Origin of the sequence: Streptomyces sp. NPDC101166, assembly GCF_044768125.1 — a bacterium.
Taxonomy (GTDB): domain Bacteria; phylum Actinomycetota; class Actinomycetes; order Streptomycetales; family Streptomycetaceae; genus Streptomyces.
Window position 1 is genome coordinate 57011 of record NZ_JBIWPF010000013.1, and the last position, 16464, is coordinate 73474.

At 69.7% G+C, this 16464-nt stretch carries 14 protein-coding genes; 7 read left to right on the forward strand and 7 right to left on the reverse strand.

The features are described 5' to 3' along the window. The first annotated feature begins 277 nt into the window (after positions 1 to 277). The 5 genes from ACIRS4_RS23240 to ACIRS4_RS23260 all read left to right on the forward strand — a co-directional run bounded on the left by ACIRS4_RS23240 (position 278) and on the right by ACIRS4_RS23260 (position 5777). Positions 278 to 886: a hypothetical protein gene (locus tag ACIRS4_RS23240; protein WP_404199045.1), complete on the forward strand. Its 609-nt coding sequence runs from the start codon at positions 278 to 280 to the stop codon at positions 884 to 886. Next, positions 883 to 1614: a hypothetical protein gene (locus ACIRS4_RS23245; protein WP_404199048.1), complete on the forward strand. Its 732-nt coding sequence runs from the start codon at positions 883 to 885 to the stop codon at positions 1612 to 1614. The genes ACIRS4_RS23240 and ACIRS4_RS23245 overlap by 4 nt, the downstream gene beginning before the upstream one ends. Next, a complete protein-coding gene (locus ACIRS4_RS23250) occupies positions 1614 to 3602 on the forward strand; it encodes a putative T7SS-secreted protein (protein WP_404199051.1) in 1989 nt (662 codons plus the stop codon). The genes ACIRS4_RS23245 and ACIRS4_RS23250 overlap by 1 nt, the downstream gene beginning before the upstream one ends. 446 nt (positions 3603 to 4048) lie before the next feature. After that, on the forward strand, positions 4049 to 5095 hold the full coding sequence (locus ACIRS4_RS23255; RefSeq protein WP_404199498.1) for an ADP-ribosylglycohydrolase family protein: 1047 nt from the start codon (positions 4049 to 4051) through the stop codon (positions 5093 to 5095). Continuing rightward, on the forward strand, positions 5088 to 5777 hold the full coding sequence (locus ACIRS4_RS23260) for a toxin glutamine deamidase domain-containing protein (RefSeq protein WP_404199053.1): 690 nt from the start codon (positions 5088 to 5090) through the stop codon (positions 5775 to 5777). Before ACIRS4_RS23255 ends, ACIRS4_RS23260 begins: the two co-directional genes overlap by 8 nt. Before the next feature lie 436 nt (positions 5778 to 6213). On the opposite strand, the gene ACIRS4_RS23265 is transcribed toward ACIRS4_RS23260, so the two are convergent. Then, a complete protein-coding gene (locus ACIRS4_RS23265) occupies positions 6214 to 7677 on the reverse strand; it encodes an FtsX-like permease family protein (protein ID WP_404199056.1) in 1464 nt (487 codons plus the stop codon). Between the two features lie 15 nt (positions 7678 to 7692). Then, positions 7693 to 8469: an ABC transporter ATP-binding protein gene (locus tag ACIRS4_RS23270; protein ID WP_404199058.1), complete on the reverse strand. Its 777-nt coding sequence runs from the start codon at positions 8467 to 8469 to the stop codon at positions 7693 to 7695. 212 nt (positions 8470 to 8681) lie between these two features. On the opposite strand from ACIRS4_RS23270, the gene ACIRS4_RS23275 reads away from it, so the two are divergent. Both ACIRS4_RS23275 and ACIRS4_RS23280 read left to right on the forward strand, forming a co-directional pair. Continuing rightward, positions 8682 to 9914, forward strand: a complete 1233-nt coding sequence (locus ACIRS4_RS23275) for a sensor histidine kinase (protein ID WP_404199061.1) — start codon at positions 8682 to 8684, stop codon at positions 9912 to 9914. Then, positions 9911 to 10591 (forward strand): LuxR C-terminal-related transcriptional regulator, encoded by a 681-nt coding sequence (locus ACIRS4_RS23280; protein ID WP_404199501.1) that lies wholly within the window; start codon positions 9911 to 9913, stop codon positions 10589 to 10591. The genes ACIRS4_RS23275 and ACIRS4_RS23280 overlap by 4 nt, the downstream gene beginning before the upstream one ends. 76 nt (positions 10592 to 10667) lie before the next feature. Here the strand turns inward: ACIRS4_RS23280 and tuf are convergent, their stop codons facing one another. From tuf to ACIRS4_RS23305, 5 genes are all read right to left on the reverse strand, one after another. After that, on the reverse strand, positions 10668 to 11861 hold the full coding sequence (tuf, locus tag ACIRS4_RS23285) for an elongation factor Tu (RefSeq protein WP_130441043.1): 1194 nt from the start codon (positions 11859 to 11861) through the stop codon (positions 10668 to 10670). 155 nt (positions 11862 to 12016) lie between these two features. Then, on the reverse strand, positions 12017 to 14143 hold the full coding sequence (fusA, locus tag ACIRS4_RS23290) for an elongation factor G (protein WP_404199065.1): 2127 nt from the start codon (positions 14141 to 14143) through the stop codon (positions 12017 to 12019). Positions 14144 to 14182: 39 nt separating this feature from the next. Further along, the gene (gene rpsG / locus ACIRS4_RS23295; protein WP_130441039.1) at positions 14183 to 14653 is read right to left on the reverse strand and encodes a 30S ribosomal protein S7; all 471 of its coding nucleotides are present in this window, start codon (positions 14651 to 14653) and stop codon (positions 14183 to 14185) included. A gap of 2 nt (positions 14654 to 14655) precedes the next feature. Beyond that, a complete protein-coding gene (gene rpsL / locus ACIRS4_RS23300; RefSeq protein WP_003948652.1) occupies positions 14656 to 15027 on the reverse strand; it encodes a 30S ribosomal protein S12 in 372 nt (123 codons plus the stop codon). A gap of 252 nt (positions 15028 to 15279) precedes the next feature. Then, positions 15280 to 16260 (reverse strand): glycosyltransferase family 2 protein, encoded by a 981-nt coding sequence (locus tag ACIRS4_RS23305; RefSeq protein WP_404199504.1) that lies wholly within the window; start codon positions 16258 to 16260, stop codon positions 15280 to 15282. Between the last annotated feature and the right edge of the window lie 204 nt (positions 16261 to 16464).

Consider the following 16464-nt stretch of genomic DNA (forward strand, 5'->3'; position numbering starts at 1 on the left):
GTCCGCTCCAGCGCTGCCGTGAGGCAGTTGGGGCGACGAGTACTGTGGGACTTGCTTCCGGTCCTCCCGGCGGGAGGCGCGCAGCATCAACACTCGACCGAGCAACCCCGCTAGTCTGCCATACGGGGCGGGATCTACGCCAATCGAGCCGGAGAGAATACCCCGGACGTGACGCAGGTCAAACAGGCGCTCCACGTTGTGTGCAAGCGGTGCGCAACCCACGCGCATGCCGGGGTTGGGCGCTTTCCCGTCATCCACGGTCGCCATAATCATCCGCATGTCTGAGCACGGGGGCGGGGCGAGCGAACCGCCGGAGAAGAAGGTTCCGAGGTCACGGCTCGACGACTACGCGGAGATGACGGCGCCACCACGGGAAGAACGACCCGTGGTCCGGGGCCCGTGGCCTGATCCGGGCTCCGGACCGATCGCCGGGGCGCCCGGTCCGGAGCCCGCGCTCGACGATCCCGCCCTCGACGAGCCTGTCCTCGACGATCCCGAGGCCGAGGCCCGTCGGCAGCGGTTCCTGGAGGTAATGGAGGAGTTCCGGCGCACGCCCGTGCTGGTGCCCCTGGGCGACGGGCCCGGTCCCGACCACGAATGGGGCCTGCTCACCGCCGACCTGAACGGCGTCCGGTTCATCCTGGCCTTCTCCGACGGCCCGGCCCTGGCCCGCTACGCCCAGGCGCGCGGCGAGTACCACCGCGAGTGGGTCTACCAGACGATCCTCGGCGCACGCCTGCTGGACGTGGCGGTGCCCGCGGCGGGCGTGCCCTGCGGAGTGGCGCTGGACTGCGCGGACGGCCCGGACGGCGTGGTGTTCCCGCCCGTGCGGGGTGTCGTGCCGGACGAGGCCGCCGTCGACCGTGAAGAGGGGGATGTCGCGTGAACGAGGATGGCGTGCCGGTGAGCGGTGGTGGTTTTCCGGCTAGGGGGGGTTGGTTCCCGAGGCAGGGCGGCGGGGTTCCCGATCTGAAGGCGGTCGGCCTGGACCTGGTGGCCAAGGGGCTGACCGAGGCGCTCGGTGAGCTGAAGGAACTGGGCATGGTCGGCATGGCCGGGGCCGGGCGCGGCTTCGGTGACATCGCCCTGACCGGGCTGGATCTGGGGCACGAGGGGCTGACCGAGACGTTCGGGTCGTTCTGCGAGCGCTGGGAGTGGGGGGTGCGCTCGCTGGTCAACGAGGGCAACGCGTTCGCCGTCAAAACGGGTCTGGCGGCCGGCACTCTCCACGAGACCGAGGAGTACGTCGAGGGCACGTTCAAGGTCGTCACCAATGCCGCCATCGGCAACCCGTACGCCTCCGAGGACGAGGTCACGCAGATGGGCTGGGGCGACATCGCCGAGTCGGGTGTGTGGGGCGGCAACGTCGACTACAGCCAGGAGTCGTGGGACCGGGCGGGCGAGAACATCAAGCAGGGCTGGAAGGACGCCGGCCGTGACGTGATGACCTCGCGCACCGTCGGTCCCCTCGGCCTCAACCCCGAGAACGTGCACGAGACCCTGGGGGTGTCCGAGGCCGAGTACGACCGGATGCTCGACGACACCTTCGGTCCCTCGCCCGAGGCGCGTGCGCAGGCCGCGGCCGCCCAGCAGCAGGCCGGGGGCGAGCGGTAGTGGGCATCGTCGACGACATCAAGGGCGGCATCAACAGCGGCCTCGAGTACGGCGAGAACCTCATCGACGAGGGCAAGAAGAAGGTCGGCGAGGCCGTCGACTACGGCACCGACAAGCTCGGCGACGGACTCGACTACGTCGGGCTGCACGACGCCGCCGACGCGGTGGAGGACTTCGGCGACGAGCTCGCGGCCGGCCTCGGCGCGATGCCCGGCGAGCAGCAGCTCGGCGAGACCGAGCAGGCGGACGAGCTCGTCCACGGCAAACCGGCGAGGATCCGGGCGAGCGCCAAGCACCTGAAGGACTTCCAGGCCGCCTTCGACAAGGTCGGCGCCGGAATGAAGCAGGTCGACTCCTCCGGCTGGAAGGGCGAGGGCGGTGACGCCTTCCGGGAGAAGTTCGGCGTGCACCCCACGAAGTGGCTGCACGCCGCCGACGCCTGTGAGATGGCCGCCGGGGCGCTGGACTCCTTCGCGGAGACCGTCGCCTGGGCGCAGGCCCAGGCCAAGGAGGCCGTCTCCCTCTACAAGCAGGGCAAGAAGGCCTCGGTGGACGCCGTGGAGGCGTACAACAAGAAGGTCGACGCCTACAACGCCAAGATCAAGGCGGATCAGGACCCCGGTCCGCAGCCCCCGCCGTTCCACGATCCCGGTATAGCCGACATCAGGGCCGCGCGGGAGAAACTCGCGCAAGCCCGCAAGCAGCGCAACGCCGTCGCCTCCGAGACGCAGGCCAAGGTCAAGGCCGCCCTCGCGCACGCCCCCGCCGAACCGCCGCCCCTGGACCGGCTCGGCGACAACCTGATCGACGGCTACCAGGCCCTCAACACCGAGCTGACCCATGTCGTCGGCGGTGCGCTCAAGGGCACCGCGGGCCTGCTCAACTTCGTCCGCGGCCTGAACCCCGTCGACCCGTACAACCTCACGCACCCGGCGGCGTACGTACAGAACGTCAACATGACGCTCGCCGGTCTCGTCTCCACCGCCGCCCACCCCGAACGCGTCGTCCAGGCGACGGTGGACGGCTTCAAGAAGGACCCCTCCGAGTTCATCGGCCGCCTCCTGCCGGAACTGATCGGGACGAAGGGCGCGGGACTGGCCCGGACCGGCATCCGCCTGGGCGTGAAGGAGGGGCTGGAGGCCGGCGCCTCGAACCTGGCGTCCAGGGGGATGCGGCTCGGCGACGATCTGGCGCCGTCCGGTCGCACACTCCACTCGGACTCGATGGACCCGGCTGCGGCGCAGAAATTTCTGGACGAGAACTATCCGGAGATCAGGGACCTCAACGGCGGGAAGCCGGAGGGCGGCTTCCAGCACTCTCCGCACGTCCCGGACGACGTCTGGGACAACCTCACCGAGGCACAGCGACACGAGGTGGCCGCCGCCGAGTTGGCGGACGGCGCGGTGTCGTTCAAGGACCCCGACGCGGCGATCTCGTACGGCCGGGACCAGTGGAACCACTATGTGGAAAACCTCCCGGAGTCGGCCAAGGACGCCCTCCGGGACTACAGCAAGGAGCCCCCGATCCCGGGTGCGCCCGGCTCCGCCACGTACAAGGAGATGAACGGCTTTCTGCGCGGCAATGCCGACTACGGCACCCCGGAGGTGCTGCGCAACATCGACGAGGTCGACCGTGCGCTCGCCGGCAATCCGATTCCGGAGGACGTCATGGTGGTGCGGGGCACTGGGATCAGCCACCTCGAATTCGACCAAATCGAGGACCTCGTGGGCCGGAAAGTGCCGGACCCTGGATACACGTCGAGCTCCCTCGGAAACCATCCGGTGCCGAGTTTCGAAGGTAAAGACGCGATTCTGCGCCTTCGTGTTCCCGAAGGCACGCACGGGGCGTGGATCGAGAAGGTCAGCGATTTCGGAGTGACCGAGCGGGAGTTGTTGCTCGGTCGGGGGATGAGTTACAAAGTCACCCGGGCCTTCAAAGACGAAAATGGCCAGTACCAGATCTACGGCGAAGTGCTGCCGGGAAGCTAGAACGGACGCATATGGAACCGCAACCGAGAAAGAATCCCCGCTTCGAGGCCGACCTGCCGTTCGTGGTGACGGGGGGGCCGCCGCGCTACGCCCGCCACACGGGCAAGCCGGTCGTGTACCTGGCCGTGGCCGACACCGATGACCGGGTGATCGGCTACGTGTGGGCCAACGACGAGGACCAAGCCGGAGGCGTCCGGATCCGCAGCGACGCGAGCCCAGCGGCGCACAACGAGTTCGGCGTGTGGGGCCGGCGGCTGCGCGACGCCAAGCAGCGTGGACTGCCCCCCACCCAGGCCCTCGCCGAAATGATCCGCGACTCGCCCTTCAGCCCCCGCAGTCATGTCGTCCCCGGCTCGCTCACCGAGGCGCCGAGCATCATCGTCGTCGACGATCTCGCCGGGAAGGAATGGCGTCTGGACCGGGTCAAGAACGGCCCGTCGGGCTCGATGGTCGGCCTGGCCATCGGGGACGCGTTGGGTTACCCGACCGAGTTCCTCACCTTGCAGCAGATGGCCGCCCGGTACGGCGCCTGGCGGGATCTGGAGCTGCCCTTCACCGACGGTGTGGCCCTGGTGACCGACGACACCCAGATGGCCCTGGCCGTCGGGGAGGCGCTGGTGGACGTCACGCGGGACACCACCGCGCCGTTCTCCGCCGAGACGCTCGAACCGGCTCTGCGGGCCCACTTCGTGCGGTGGCTGCGCTCCCCCGACAACAACCGCGCGCCGGGGCAGACGTGCCTGAACGCCTGTGCCGCTCTCGAACGCGGCGGGCCGTGGCAGGCGGCCAGCGTGCTGGGGTCCAAGGGCTGCGGTGCCAACATGCGGGTCGCCCCGGTCGGCCTGACGCCGGGCCTGAGCGCCGAACAGCGGGCCGGAGCAGCCCAGTTGCAGGCAGCGCTGACGCACGGACATCCCACCGCGCTCGCCGCCAGCGACCTGACCGCCCACGCCGTCTGGCTCCTCACCCACAACTGCGCTCCGGTGGAGCTCCTCCACTGGCTGCGCCACTACGCCCTGAAGTCGCGGACGACCTACCACACCGCATGGCTCGGGGACCTTGCGCAGCGGGCGGGGGCCTCGGACCCGGCGGCGTACATCGCACATGGCTGGGACGAGTGCCTGCGCGCCCTGGACACCGTCGAGGCGGCACTGCGCACCCCGGATCCGGAACAGGACCCGTGCGCGGCGGTCGGCGCGGGCTGGATCGCCGAGGAAGCCCTCGCGGCGGGCCTGTACTGCTTCCTCCTCTTCCCCGAAGAGCCGGTGACCGCGCTGCGCCGGGCGGCATGGTCGTCGGGCGACTCGGACTCGATCGCGGCACTGGCGGGGGCGTTGGCCGGGGCCTCGGTGGGCGGGCCCGCCTGGCCCGGAACCTGGTCCCGCGGCGTCGAGCACCGAGAGCGGATCCGCATGATGGTCGCCCCCTGGGACGAGGGTCTGACCGCCCCCCCTGGTACCGGTGGCGCTCGTGGCGGCCGTGGCCGTGGCTGAGCTGCCGGACCCGACGCAGCGGGCGACGGACTGGCTCCGTCTCGTCTACGGCGGTCTCGTCGAGCCGGCCACGGCGCACCCGGTCCACGAGACGGCCACGGCGTGGCTGCTGCCCTGCCGGACAGTGCCCCAACCCGGATATCCGCGGACGCCGATGCTGGCGGCCTCGATCGTGGTCCCCAAGGACGGCACCGCCCCCTTCCACCCGGCGCCCGCCGACCCGCTCGCCGACATGGCCCCGCCCGCCTCCTCCACGGAGGCGGCGGCGCGGGTCCAGGGCCAGCCACGTCGCATCAACGCCCGCGGCTGCACCGTCGCCGTCCATTCACTGATCTCCGGCGCGCCTTCCACCCCCCTCCCCTGGCGCCCCTCCGACGAGGCCCCCGGCTGGGTCGCCCGCCTGATGCGCCGCTACTTCGCCGGATTCACCCACACCCCGGCCGACACCTGGGACGACGTGGTCAAGGCGATGTCGGAATTCGGCCCGGACACCCGGGGCGTGATCTGGCTGCGCCGGGAGATCGGCGGGCACGAGGCGACGGGAAACCTTCTGTACGCCCACAACAACATGGGCAGGGTGGTCTTCCTCGACGGCCTGACCTCGTCCCTGGCCCGCCTGGACACGTCCCACATCCGTGAACTGACGTTGCTTAGGAGTGCACCGGTCGCACCTAGCCCCTGAGCCGCCCTGCGCCTCGGGCATGTCCTGAATGTGCTCGGCAGCCCGGCGTCCGATGTGCAGCCGAGGAGCCCTCTGAGGGTTTCCCAGGAAGGCCGTCTCCGTCGACTCCCGAATATCGACGATTCGCTTCACCGCCGACTCGGCGGCCTGCATTCTGGCTCCTGCGCCGTCCTTTTTCATGCCCGCGCCGGCGATGTCCCGCTCCGGTGCGCAGAATTTCGTAAGGCGTTCACCTCGGTCGTCGTCGTCCCCCACGCCGGCGCAGCGCACTTCCCTCCGACCCACCTCCCCGTGGCCGACTACATGGAACTGTGCGCCACGGGCAACTGGCCTCCCAGGAACAGATAGCGAGGCATCCCTCCAAGGCGACCGGGAATCTGCCGTACGCGCACAACAACGGCTAGGTGCTCAACGGCGCACCTCCCGCCGCCGTTCCTCAGTCCGCGGTCCGCGTCGCCCTCACCGCCTTCGTCCGCAGGGCGGAACGGGCCGGGATCAGCACCCCCAGCAGGCCCAGGGCGGTGCAGCCCGTCACCACCCACGTCAGCTGACCCCAGGGCAGGGCCGCTGCCGTCTCCACGCCGAACGGGGTCAGCCGCCGGGACAGCACCGCGAGGAAGACGCCGACCACCGCGCCCGCGGTGGCGACGCCCGCGACCACCACGGCCAGCGACTCCCACAGGAGCATCCGCAGCAACTGCCCGGTCGTACCGCCGGTGAGGCGCAGCACCGCGAACTCCCGGCGCCGCTGCCGGGTGGCCAGCAGCAGTGTGTTGAGGATGCCGACGCCGGAGAAGACGATCAGGGGCGCCATCAGCACCTTGATGCCCACCGCGTTCCGGCGCCGTTGAAGGGTCGCCTCGGCCGTGGCCAAGTCCTCCTGGTCGAGGCCCACCAGGGCGCCGCCGGCCCGTGCGGCCGCTTCAGACGGCTCGGCGGTCCGCGTGCTCGCCGCCCCGCGGGCCTCCGCGCCCTCGAGCGCTCCAGCTGCGCCCGCTGAGCAGAGCAACATCGCGCTCAGGCCGACGGCGATGAGCACCGGCCCGGTCATGGCCGCCGTCCGCCGCGGCGCGCTCACGGCGTTCACCGTCGCCATACGCCCCGTGTACCGGGACAGCACCCGGCCCGGGCGAGCGCCGACGGCCATGAGGGGGCGCACGAGCACCGGCAGGAGCAACCAGGCGGCCAGCAGCAGCATCAGGCCCAGAGCCATCGCCCCGTCGACCACGTCGCCGGCGTCGGCGTCGGCGTCGTAGCGGTGCTCGTAGTGCTGGTGGACCGCCAGTGCCAGCGCGAACATCAGCAGTACGGAGATCACCCGGCCGGTGGGCATCGCGCGCCGCGGCACCTCGGCCTCCCGCAGCGAGGTCAGCGCGCCCATGCGGAGGGGGCGGTGCACCGCGGTGAGTGCCGCGAGTACGGCGATGACAGCCGTGCACAGGGGCCCCGTCAGCGCGCCCGTCACCGAGAAGTGCGCCTCGGGAACGGTCGGGACGACCTCGTTGCGGACGAGCCAGTCCAGCGCGGGGCCGGTTCCGGCCGTGCCGAGGACCCCGCCGGCCAGTCCGCCGGCCAGGGAGAGGAGCAGCGCCTCACCGACGATCTGGAGCCTGATCTGGGACGGCGTGGCTCCGACGGTCCGCAGGACGCCGATCTCCCGCAGCCGCTGGTCCACCACCAGGGAGAAGGTGTTGGCGACCAGGAGGAGTGCGGCGAGACCGGACGTGCTGCCCACGAGCCCCATGAGGGACTCCGCCGACCGCACCGCTCCGGGTCCCAGGCCGGCCGTCCGGACCCGGTCCAGGATCGTGGCGAGCGTGGTGAGGAGGGCGGACGTCATGACGACCACCAGGAGTGAGCCCGCGTACTGGCCGATCCGGGCGCGGAAGGAATTCGTCACCAGCGAGAACACCGTTCAGTCCCCCAGGGCGGCCAGGCGGGCCGCGATCGTCTCTGCCGTGACCTGACGGCCGTGGAGGCGGTCGGCGAGTCGTCCGTCCGCGAGGACCAGCACCTGGTCGGCCCAGGCCGCCGCCTGTGGATCGTGGGTCACCATGATCACCGTGGTGCCGAGGCCGTCCACCGCGTCCCGGAGCAAGGCGAGGACGTCACGACCGGAGGCACGGTCCAGGGCGCCGGTGGGCTCGTCCGCGAAGACGACCTCGGGCTGGGTGAACAGCGCACGCGCCACGGCGACCCGCTGCTGCTGTCCGCCCGAGAGTTCCGCGGGGCGATGTGCGCGGCGGTCGGACAACCCGACCCTGGCGAGCAGATCGTCCAGACGCGCCCGGTCGGGACGGCGGCCGCTCAGGCGTACCGGCAGCGCCACGTTGTCCGCCACGGTCAGCGCGGGGACGAGATTGAAGTTCTGGAAGACGAAACCGATGTGCCGCCTCCGCAGCAGGGTGAGGCGTCGCTCCGACCAGCCGGTGATGTCCCGCTCCCCGATCTCGACGCTGCCCGAGGTGACCGGCTCCAGGCCCGCCGCACAGTGCATGAGGGTGGACTTGCCGGAGCCCGAAGGCCCCATCACCGCGGTGAAGGTGCCCGCCGGGAAGTCGTGACGGACGTCGTCCAGCGCGGTGACCGCCGTCGCTCCCCCGCCGTAGACCTTGGTCAGGGAGCGCAGCCGGACCGCGAAGGCAGGGCCGGTAGTAACGTGAGGCACGAGCGTCGCTTGTGGTGTGGACATACCTCAAGTCAACGTCGCGGCAAGGGCGTTGTCGGTGGAGGGCGGTGGACGTCCGGGGTGGGGACAGCTCTACCCCCAGGCGCTGCGCCGGCCGCCGCCGGGACCGGGCGGGCGGATCGAGGACAGTGCTGGGGCGGGGGACGGTGACGGAGTGGGGACCGGTGACGGGCCGGGGTCCGGTGGCGGCACGGGCACGGCGAGGTGCCGGGCGCATGGCCCGGGCCGCCCTGTATCTGGCCGGCGGGCTGCCCACAGGCCTGGTGTGGCTCGTCTCCTGCACCGTCCTGCTGGGCGTCGGCGTGGCGACACTGCCCCTGGTGGTCGGGGCCGGGCTGATCTGCGCGGCCGCCCTGTCAGGAATCCCGCTCGGCGTCGTGGAGCGGCTGCGCCTGCGGTGGTTCTCCGGAGACGACCACCGCTTGAGCCTGCGCGCGGGGCCCGAGCCGGCCGGCGGCGGGCCGCTCGCCTGGATCCGGCGGCGACTGACCGAGCCTGCGACATGGCGGGAGCTGGCCTACGCCGTAGTGCACAGCGCCCTGTCCGTCGCCGAGTTCGTGCTCGTCCTGGGCAGCGTGATCATTCCCGCCTTCCTGCTGACGGCTCCCCTGCTGCGCCCGTTCGCGCGCGACGGCCGGTTCCGCGTGGCGGTCTTCCAGGCGGACTCCACACCGCAGGCCGTCGTGCTGGTGCTGTGCGGCGGTGTGTGCGTGGTGCTCTCGTACGCCGCGCTCACCCGGTACGCCGCGTTGCGGGCGCGTCTTTCCGCTGCCGTGCTGACCAGGGGCGCCGACACCCACGTCATGGACCAGGAGCGGTACATCGGCCGTCTGGTGCGGTCCAGGGCGCGCATCCTCGACGCCTACGACGCTGAGCGCCGGCGCATCGAGCGCGATCTGCACGACGGCGCGCAGCAGCGGCTGACGGCGCTGATCATGACGCTCGGGCTGGCCCGCCTGGCCGTCGCCGACAGCCCTCCCGAGACGCGCCGACTGGTGGAACGGGCCCATGAGCAGGCGCGCGTCACCCTGACCGAGCTGCGGGACCTCGTCCACGGAATCTTCCCCGCGATCCTCACCGACCGCGGTCTGACCGCCGCCCTGACCGCGCTGGCCGAGGAGGCCCCCCTGCCGGTGACGACCGATCTGGAGCCGGGCGGGCGTCCCGACGAGGCCGTGGAGGCGGCCACGTACTTCGTGGCCTGCGAGGCGCTCTCCAACGTCGCCAAGCACAGCGGAGCCACCGAGGCCCGGCTGTCACTGCGACGGCGCGGATCGCGGCTGGTGCTCGAGGTGTACGACGACGGTCGCGGCGGGGCCGACGCGGAGGCCGGCAGCGGGCTGCTGGGACTGGCCGACCGGGTCGCCGCCCTGGAGGGGACCGTTCATCTGTCGAGCCCGCTCGGCGGGCCGACCCTGTTACACGTGGAGATACCGTGCGCATCGTGATCGCGGAGGACTCGGCGCTGTTGCGCGAGGGCCTGGTGCAGATCCTCACCAAGTTCGGTCACCAGGTGGTCGCGGCCGTGGACAACGCTCCTTCGCTCCTGGCGGAGGTGCGCACCCACGCGCCCGAACTTGCCGTCGTCGACGTCCGGTTGCCTCCCGGCTTCCGGGACGAGGGGCTGCGCGCCGCGGTCACCCTGCGTCGTGAGCATCGCGGACTCGGGGTGCTGGTCCTCTCGCAGTACCTGGAGGCGGACTACGCCGCCGAACTGCTGGGAGCCACGGACCAGGATGACAGGCGCCTCCCGGGGGCGGCGCCGGACGAGGCGTCCGCGGGGGTCGGCTACCTGCTGAAGGACCGGGTCGGCGACGTGCTGGACTTCGTCGGCCAGGCACAGCGGGTCGCCGACGGCGAGACGGTCGTCGATCCGGCGATCATCCGGCGTCTGCTGGGCACCCGCCGTGGGCGCACCTCCGTGCAGGACCTGACTCCCCGAGAGACCGAGGTGCTGGCCCTGATGGCCGAGGGGCGGTCCAACTCGGCGATCGCCGGCGCTCTGAACGTCAGCCAGGCCGCGGTCTCCAAGCACATCGGCAACATCTTCGACAAGCTCGGTCTGCACACCAGCAGCGCCGACCACCGCCGGGTCCTCGCGGTCCTCGCCTATCTGCGGCGCTGACCGCGCACGCGAAAGGGCCCGTACGACCGAAGTCGTACGGGCCCTCTCAGGTCAAGCGACCTTCAAGCAAGCGGACTTACTTGTTGATCTTGGTGACCTGGCCGGCGCCCACCGTGCGACCACCCTCACGGATGGCGAACTTCAGGCCCTCCTCCATGGCGACGGGCTGGATGAGCTCCACCTTCATCTCGGTGTTGTCACCCGGCATGACCATCTCGGTGCCCTCGGGGAGGGTCACGACGCCGGTCACGTCCGTCGTACGGAAGTAGAACTGCGGGCGGTAGTTGTTGAAGAACGGCGTGTGGCGGCCACCCTCGTCCTTGGACAGGATGTAGGCCTGCGCCTCGAACTCGGTGTGCGGGGTGACCGAGCCCGGCTTGATGATGACCTGGCCGCGCTCGACGTCCTCGCGCTTGATGCCGCGGAGCAGCAGACCGACGTTCTCACCGGCCTGGCCCTCGTCGAGCAGCTTGCGGAACATCTCGATACCGGTGACCGTGGTGGTGGTCTTCTCGGTCTTGATGCCGATGATGTCGACGGTCTCGTTGACCTTCAGGACACCACGCTCGATACGGCCGGTGACGACCGTACCGCGACCGGTGATCGTGAAGACGTCCTCGATGGGCATGAGGAACGGCTTGTCGACGTCGCGCTCCGGCTCCGGGATCGCGCTGTCGACGGCGTCCATGAGCTCCAGGACGGACTGACCCCACTTGTCGTCGCCCTCGAGCGCCTTGAGCGCCGAGACCTTGACGACCGGGACGTCGTCGCCCGGGAACTCGTACTCGGAGAGGAGCTCACGGACCTCGAGCTCGACGAGCTCCAGGATCTCCTCGTCGTCCACCATGTCGGCCTTGTTCAGGGCGACGACGATGTACGGAACGCCGACCTGGCGGGCCAGGAGCACGTGCTCCTTGGTCTGCGGCATCGGGCCGTCGGTGGCGGCGACCACGAGGATCGCGCCGTCCATCTGCGCGGCACCGGTGATCATGTTCTTGATGTAGTCCGCGTGACCCGGGCAGTCGACGTGGGCGTAGTGACGCGCCTCCGTCTGGTACTCGACGTGCGCGATGGAGATGGTGATACCGCGCTGGCGCTCTTCGGGAGCCTTGTCGATCTGGTCGAAGGCCGAGGCCTCGTTCAGGTCCGGGTACTTGTCGTGCAGCACCTTGGTAATGGCGGCCGTGAGGGTCGTCTTACCGTGGTCGATGTGACCGATGGTGCCGATGTTGACGTGCGGCTTAGTCCGCTCGAACTTCGCCTTCGCCACTGGGGTCCTCCTGTGGAGTGGTTCTGTACGCCTTGCTTCAACGGCGCCAGGTGATCTTTGCTGGGAAGCCCGGGCCCAGGGGCAAACATCCGGGAATGCGGTTGTTTGCCCCGTGAGGCTCCGGAGTCAAGCCTAAAGCGTGTGAACGGGGTGCGTTACTCGCCCTTGGCCTTCGCGATGATCTCCTCGGCGACGTTCCGCGGAACCTCGGCGTAGGAGTCGAACTGCATCGAGTAGCTTGCGCGACCCGACGTCTTGCTGCGGAGGTCGCCGACGTAGCCGAACATCTCCGACAGGGGCACGAGGCCCTTGACGACGCGGGCGCCCGCACGCTCCTCCATGGCCTGGATCTGGCCACGGCGGGAGTTGATGTCGCCGATGACCTCACCCATGTAGTCCTCGGGCGTGGTGACCTCGACGGCCATCATCGGCTCGAGCAGCACGGGGCTGGCCTTGCGCGCGGCCTCCTTGAAGGCCTGCGAACCGGCGATCTTGAACGCGAGTTCGGAGGAGTCGACCTCGTGGTAGCCACCGTCGATGAGCGTGACGCGGACGCCCGTCATCTCGTAGCCGGCCAGGATGCCGAACTGCATGGCCTCCTGCGCACCGGCGTCCACCGAAGGGATGTACTCCTTCGGGATACGGCCACCGGTGACCTTGTTCACGAACTCGTACGAGGCGTCTCCGCCTTCGATCGGCTCGATCGCGATCTGCACCTTGGCGAACTGGCCGGTACCACCAGTCTGCTTCTTGTGCGTGTAGTCGACGCGCTCGACGGCCTTGCGGATCGTCTCGCGGTAGGCGACCTGCGGCTTGCCGACGTTGGCCTCGACCTTGAACTCACGGCGCATACGGTCGACCAGCACCTCGAGGTGCAGCTCGCCCATGCCGCCGATGATGGTCTGGCCGGTCTCCTCGTCCGAGTGGACCTGGAAGGACGGGTCCTCCTCGGCCAGGCGCTGGATGGCGACACCCAGCTTCTCCTGGTCGCCCTTGGACTTGGGCTCGATCGCGACCTGGATGACCGGCGCCGGGAAGTCCATGGACTCCAGGATCACCGGGTTCTTGTCGTCGGACAGCGTCTCACCGGTGGTGGTCTGCTTCAGGCCCATGACGGCGACGATGTCGCCGGCGCCCACCGACTCGATCTCCTCACGCTTGTTCGCGTGCATGCGGTAGATCTTGCCGATGCGCTCCTTCTTGCCCTTGACGGAGTTCAGCACAGCGGTGCCGGACTGCAGGCGGCCCGAGTAGACCCGGACGAAGGTGAGCTTGCCGAGGTGCGGGTCGCTCATGATCTTGAACGCCAGGGCGGACAGCGGCTCGTCCTCGGACGGCTTGCGCTTGATCACGACCTCGGGGTCCTTGACGTCGTGGCCCTCGATGGCCTCGACGTCGAGCGGGGTCGGCAGGTAGCGCACGACCGCGTCGAGCAGGGGCTGGACGCCCTTGTTCTTGAACGCGGTGCCGCAGAACACCGGGGTGACCGTGGTGTCGCTGGACTTGCCGGACGCGATGGTGATGCGACGGATCGCGGCGTACAGCTGCTCCACGGTGGGCTCCTGGCCCTCCAGGAACAGCTCCATGATCTCTTCGTCGTTCTCCGCGACGGCCTCGACGAGCTTGTTGTGCCACTCCTCGGCAGCCTCGGTGTGCGTGGCCGGGATGTCGACGACGTCGTACATCTCGCCCTTCGCGGCCTCGGCGGACCACACGAGCGCCTTCATGCGGACCAGGTCCACGACGCCCTTGAAGTCGGCCTCGGCGCCGATCGGCAGCTGCATGACGAGCGGCTGGGCGCCCAGGCGGTCCGAGATCATGTCCACGCAGCGGTGGAACTCGGCGCCGGTGCGGTCCAGCTTGTTGACGAAGCAGATGCGGGGCACGCCGTAACGGTCGGCCTGACGCCACACCGTCTCGGACTGCGGCTCGACACCGGCGACACCGTCGAACACCGTCACGGCACCGTCGAGCACACGCAGGGAGCGCTCCACCTCGACGGTGAAGTCGACGTGACCCGGGGTGTCGATGATGTTGATGGTGTAGTCGTTGTCCTCGAGCGGCCAGTGACAGGTGGTCGCAGCAGACGTGATCGTGATGCCACGCTCCTGCTCCTGCTCCATCCAGTCCATCGTGGCGGCGCCGTCGTGGACCTCACCGATCTTGTACGAGACGCCGGTGTAGAACAGGATCCGCTCGGTGGTGGTCGTCTTGCCCGCGTCGATGTGGGCCATGATCCCGATGTTGCGGACCTTGGCCAGGTCAAGTGAAGTGGTAGCCATAAGGCTTCAGTCTTCTCTCGGTCTCGATGTGGGTAGCGACTACCAGCGGTAGTGCGCGAAGGCCTTGTTGGACTCGGCCATCTTGTGGGTGTCCTCACGCTTCTTCACAGCGGCGCCGAGGCCGTTGGACGCGTCGAGGAGCTCGTTGAGCAGGCGCTCGGTCATGGTCTTCTCGCGACGGGCGCGGGAGTAACCGACCAGCCAGCGCAGCGCCAGGGTGTTGGCGCGGCCGGGCTTGACCTCGATCGGGACCTGGTAGGTGGCTCCACCGACACGGCGGGACTTGACCTCGATGGTCGGCTTGATGTTCTCGAGCGCGCGCTTCAGCGTGATGACCGGGTCGTTGCCGGTCTTGTCACGCAGGCCCTCCATGGCGCCGTAGACGATGCGCTCGGCGGTGGAGCGCTTGCCGTTCAGCAGCACCTTGTTGATGAGGGAGGTCACCAGAGGAGAACCGTAGACCGGGTCGATGATGACCGGGCGCTTCGGGGCGGGGCCCTTACGAGGCATTCTTACTTCTCCTTCTTGGCGCCGTAACGGCTGCGGGCCTGCTTGCGGTTCTTGACACCCTGGGTGTCGAGGGAACCGCGGATGATCTTGTAACGAACACCGGGCAGGTCCTTCACACGGCCGCCGCGCACGAGCACGATGGAGTGCTCCTGCAGGTTGTGTCCCTCACCCGGAATGTAAGCGGTGACCTCGATCCCGCTGGTCAGACGCACACGCGCGACCTTACGCAGGGCCGAGTTCGGCTTCTTCGGGGTGGTCGTGAACACACGCGTGCAGACGCCACGACGCTGGGGCGAACCCTCGAGTGCGGGCGTCTTGTTCTTCTCGACCTTGTCCTGCCGGCCCTTACGGACCAGCTGCTGGATCGTAGGCACTACTTCTCCGGTTTCTGTGTGCCGAGTTGTACAGCTAACCTGGAACTTCGCCGACCCACGCGGTCGGGTGTGTCGAATCCGGCGGACTTCCGCCGCGAGGCAGAGAGACGCAGATCACAGTGGCCGCTCACGGACCCCCGGTGCTGTTCATGGCACGCACGAGGGCCAGGGCACACCCCAGGCACAAGGTCTGAGCGTACCGAGCGCAACCACTCCGGTCAAAACAGAGGCAGTAGGCCCGACCTGCCGCGGTTACCCTCGCGGGCTCGATGATCTCTGTGGCAGCCGCGGCGCGGGACCGCTGTCGACTCCCACGGAGTCGGGGCCGGAGTCGGAGAACGCCGTGTCGCCGCCCACGAAGTAGGTCGGCCGGTTCTGCACCGCCGTGTAGATACGGCCCACGTACTCGCCCAGCAGGCCGACGCAGACCAGTTGCACCGCGCCGATGAACAGCACGCCGGTGAAGAGCGAGGTCCAGCCGGGGACGGTGTGGTCGAACGCGTGGGCGGCGAGGGTGTAGACCATCAGCCCCAGGCAGACGAGGAAGGCGAAGCCGCCCAGCCAGGTCGCGATGCGCAGCGGGGCCGCGGAGAAGCCGGTCACACTGTCCACGGCGAGCCGGATCATCCGGCCCAGCGGGTACTTGCTGACGCCCGCCGGACGCGGGGCGCGCTCATAGGTGACCCGGCCACTGGGGAAGCCGAGCCAGGGCACCAGGAGGCGGTAGACCCGCTGCTGGTCCGGCAGGGCCTTGAGGGCGTCCACGGCGGCCCGGCTGAGCAGCCGGAAGTCACCGGCGTGCGCGGGCACCGAAGGTCCGGCCAGCCGGCGCACCAGGCGGTAGTAGAGGCCGGCGGTCCAGCGCTTGAAGCCGGTGTCGCTGGCCCGGTCGGCGCGGATGCCGTAGACGATGTCGAGGCCCTCGCCGCGGGCGAGCGACAGCATCTCGGGGATCTTCTCCGGCGGGTCCTGGAGGTCCGCGTCCAGGCTCACGACATACGCGCCGAGCGCCCGGTCGAGACCGGCGGTCAGAGCGGCCTGGTGGCCGGAGTTACGGCGCAGCCGGATCACCCGCAGCTCCGGCCAGCCCAGCCGGAACGCGGCGAGCAGTTCGGCCGTGCGGTCGCTGCTGCCGTCGTCGACGGCGACCACCTCGTAGCCGACGCCGAGGGAGGCGAGGACCGGGCGGAGCCGGGTGACCAGCGCGGGGAGGACCTCTTCCTCGTTGTACATGGGGACGACGACCGACAGGACGGTCGGCGCGGCCGTCGCGGCTGTGACACCCGTGGGTACGACGTCCGTGGGATCCCTCGCTTCAGTCACCCGCCCGTCCCCCAACCTGTGGCGTGAATGTGCGACTCTGGTGTGATCTTACGACTGACACTTCACGACCATCCGGACAGTGGTTCCTCGGGGATCCGATGGTCGGGGCCGAGG

Excerpts from the sequence above, each read along its gene's own strand:
- ACIRS4_RS23240 (WP_404199045.1), top strand. The coding sequence starts at position 278 with ATGTCTGAGCACGGGGGCGGGGCGAGCGAACCGCCGGAGAAGAAGGTT.
- ACIRS4_RS23255 (WP_404199498.1), top strand. The coding sequence starts at position 4,049 with ATGGTCGGCCTGGCCATCGGGGACGCGTTGGGTTACCCGACCGAGTTC.
- ACIRS4_RS23270 (WP_404199058.1), bottom strand. The coding sequence starts at position 8,469 with ATGTCCACACCACAAGCGACGCTCGTGCCTCACGTTACTACCGGCCCT.
- ACIRS4_RS23275 (WP_404199061.1), top strand. The coding sequence starts at position 8,682 with ATGGCCCGGGCCGCCCTGTATCTGGCCGGCGGGCTGCCCACAGGCCTG.
- fusA (WP_404199065.1), bottom strand. The coding sequence starts at position 14,143 with ATGGCTACCACTTCACTTGACCTGGCCAAGGTCCGCAACATCGGGATC.
- rpsG (WP_130441039.1), bottom strand. The coding sequence starts at position 14,653 with ATGCCTCGTAAGGGCCCCGCCCCGAAGCGCCCGGTCATCATCGACCCG.
- ACIRS4_RS23305 (WP_404199504.1), bottom strand. The coding sequence starts at position 16,260 with ATGTACAACGAGGAAGAGGTCCTCCCCGCGCTGGTCACCCGGCTCCGC.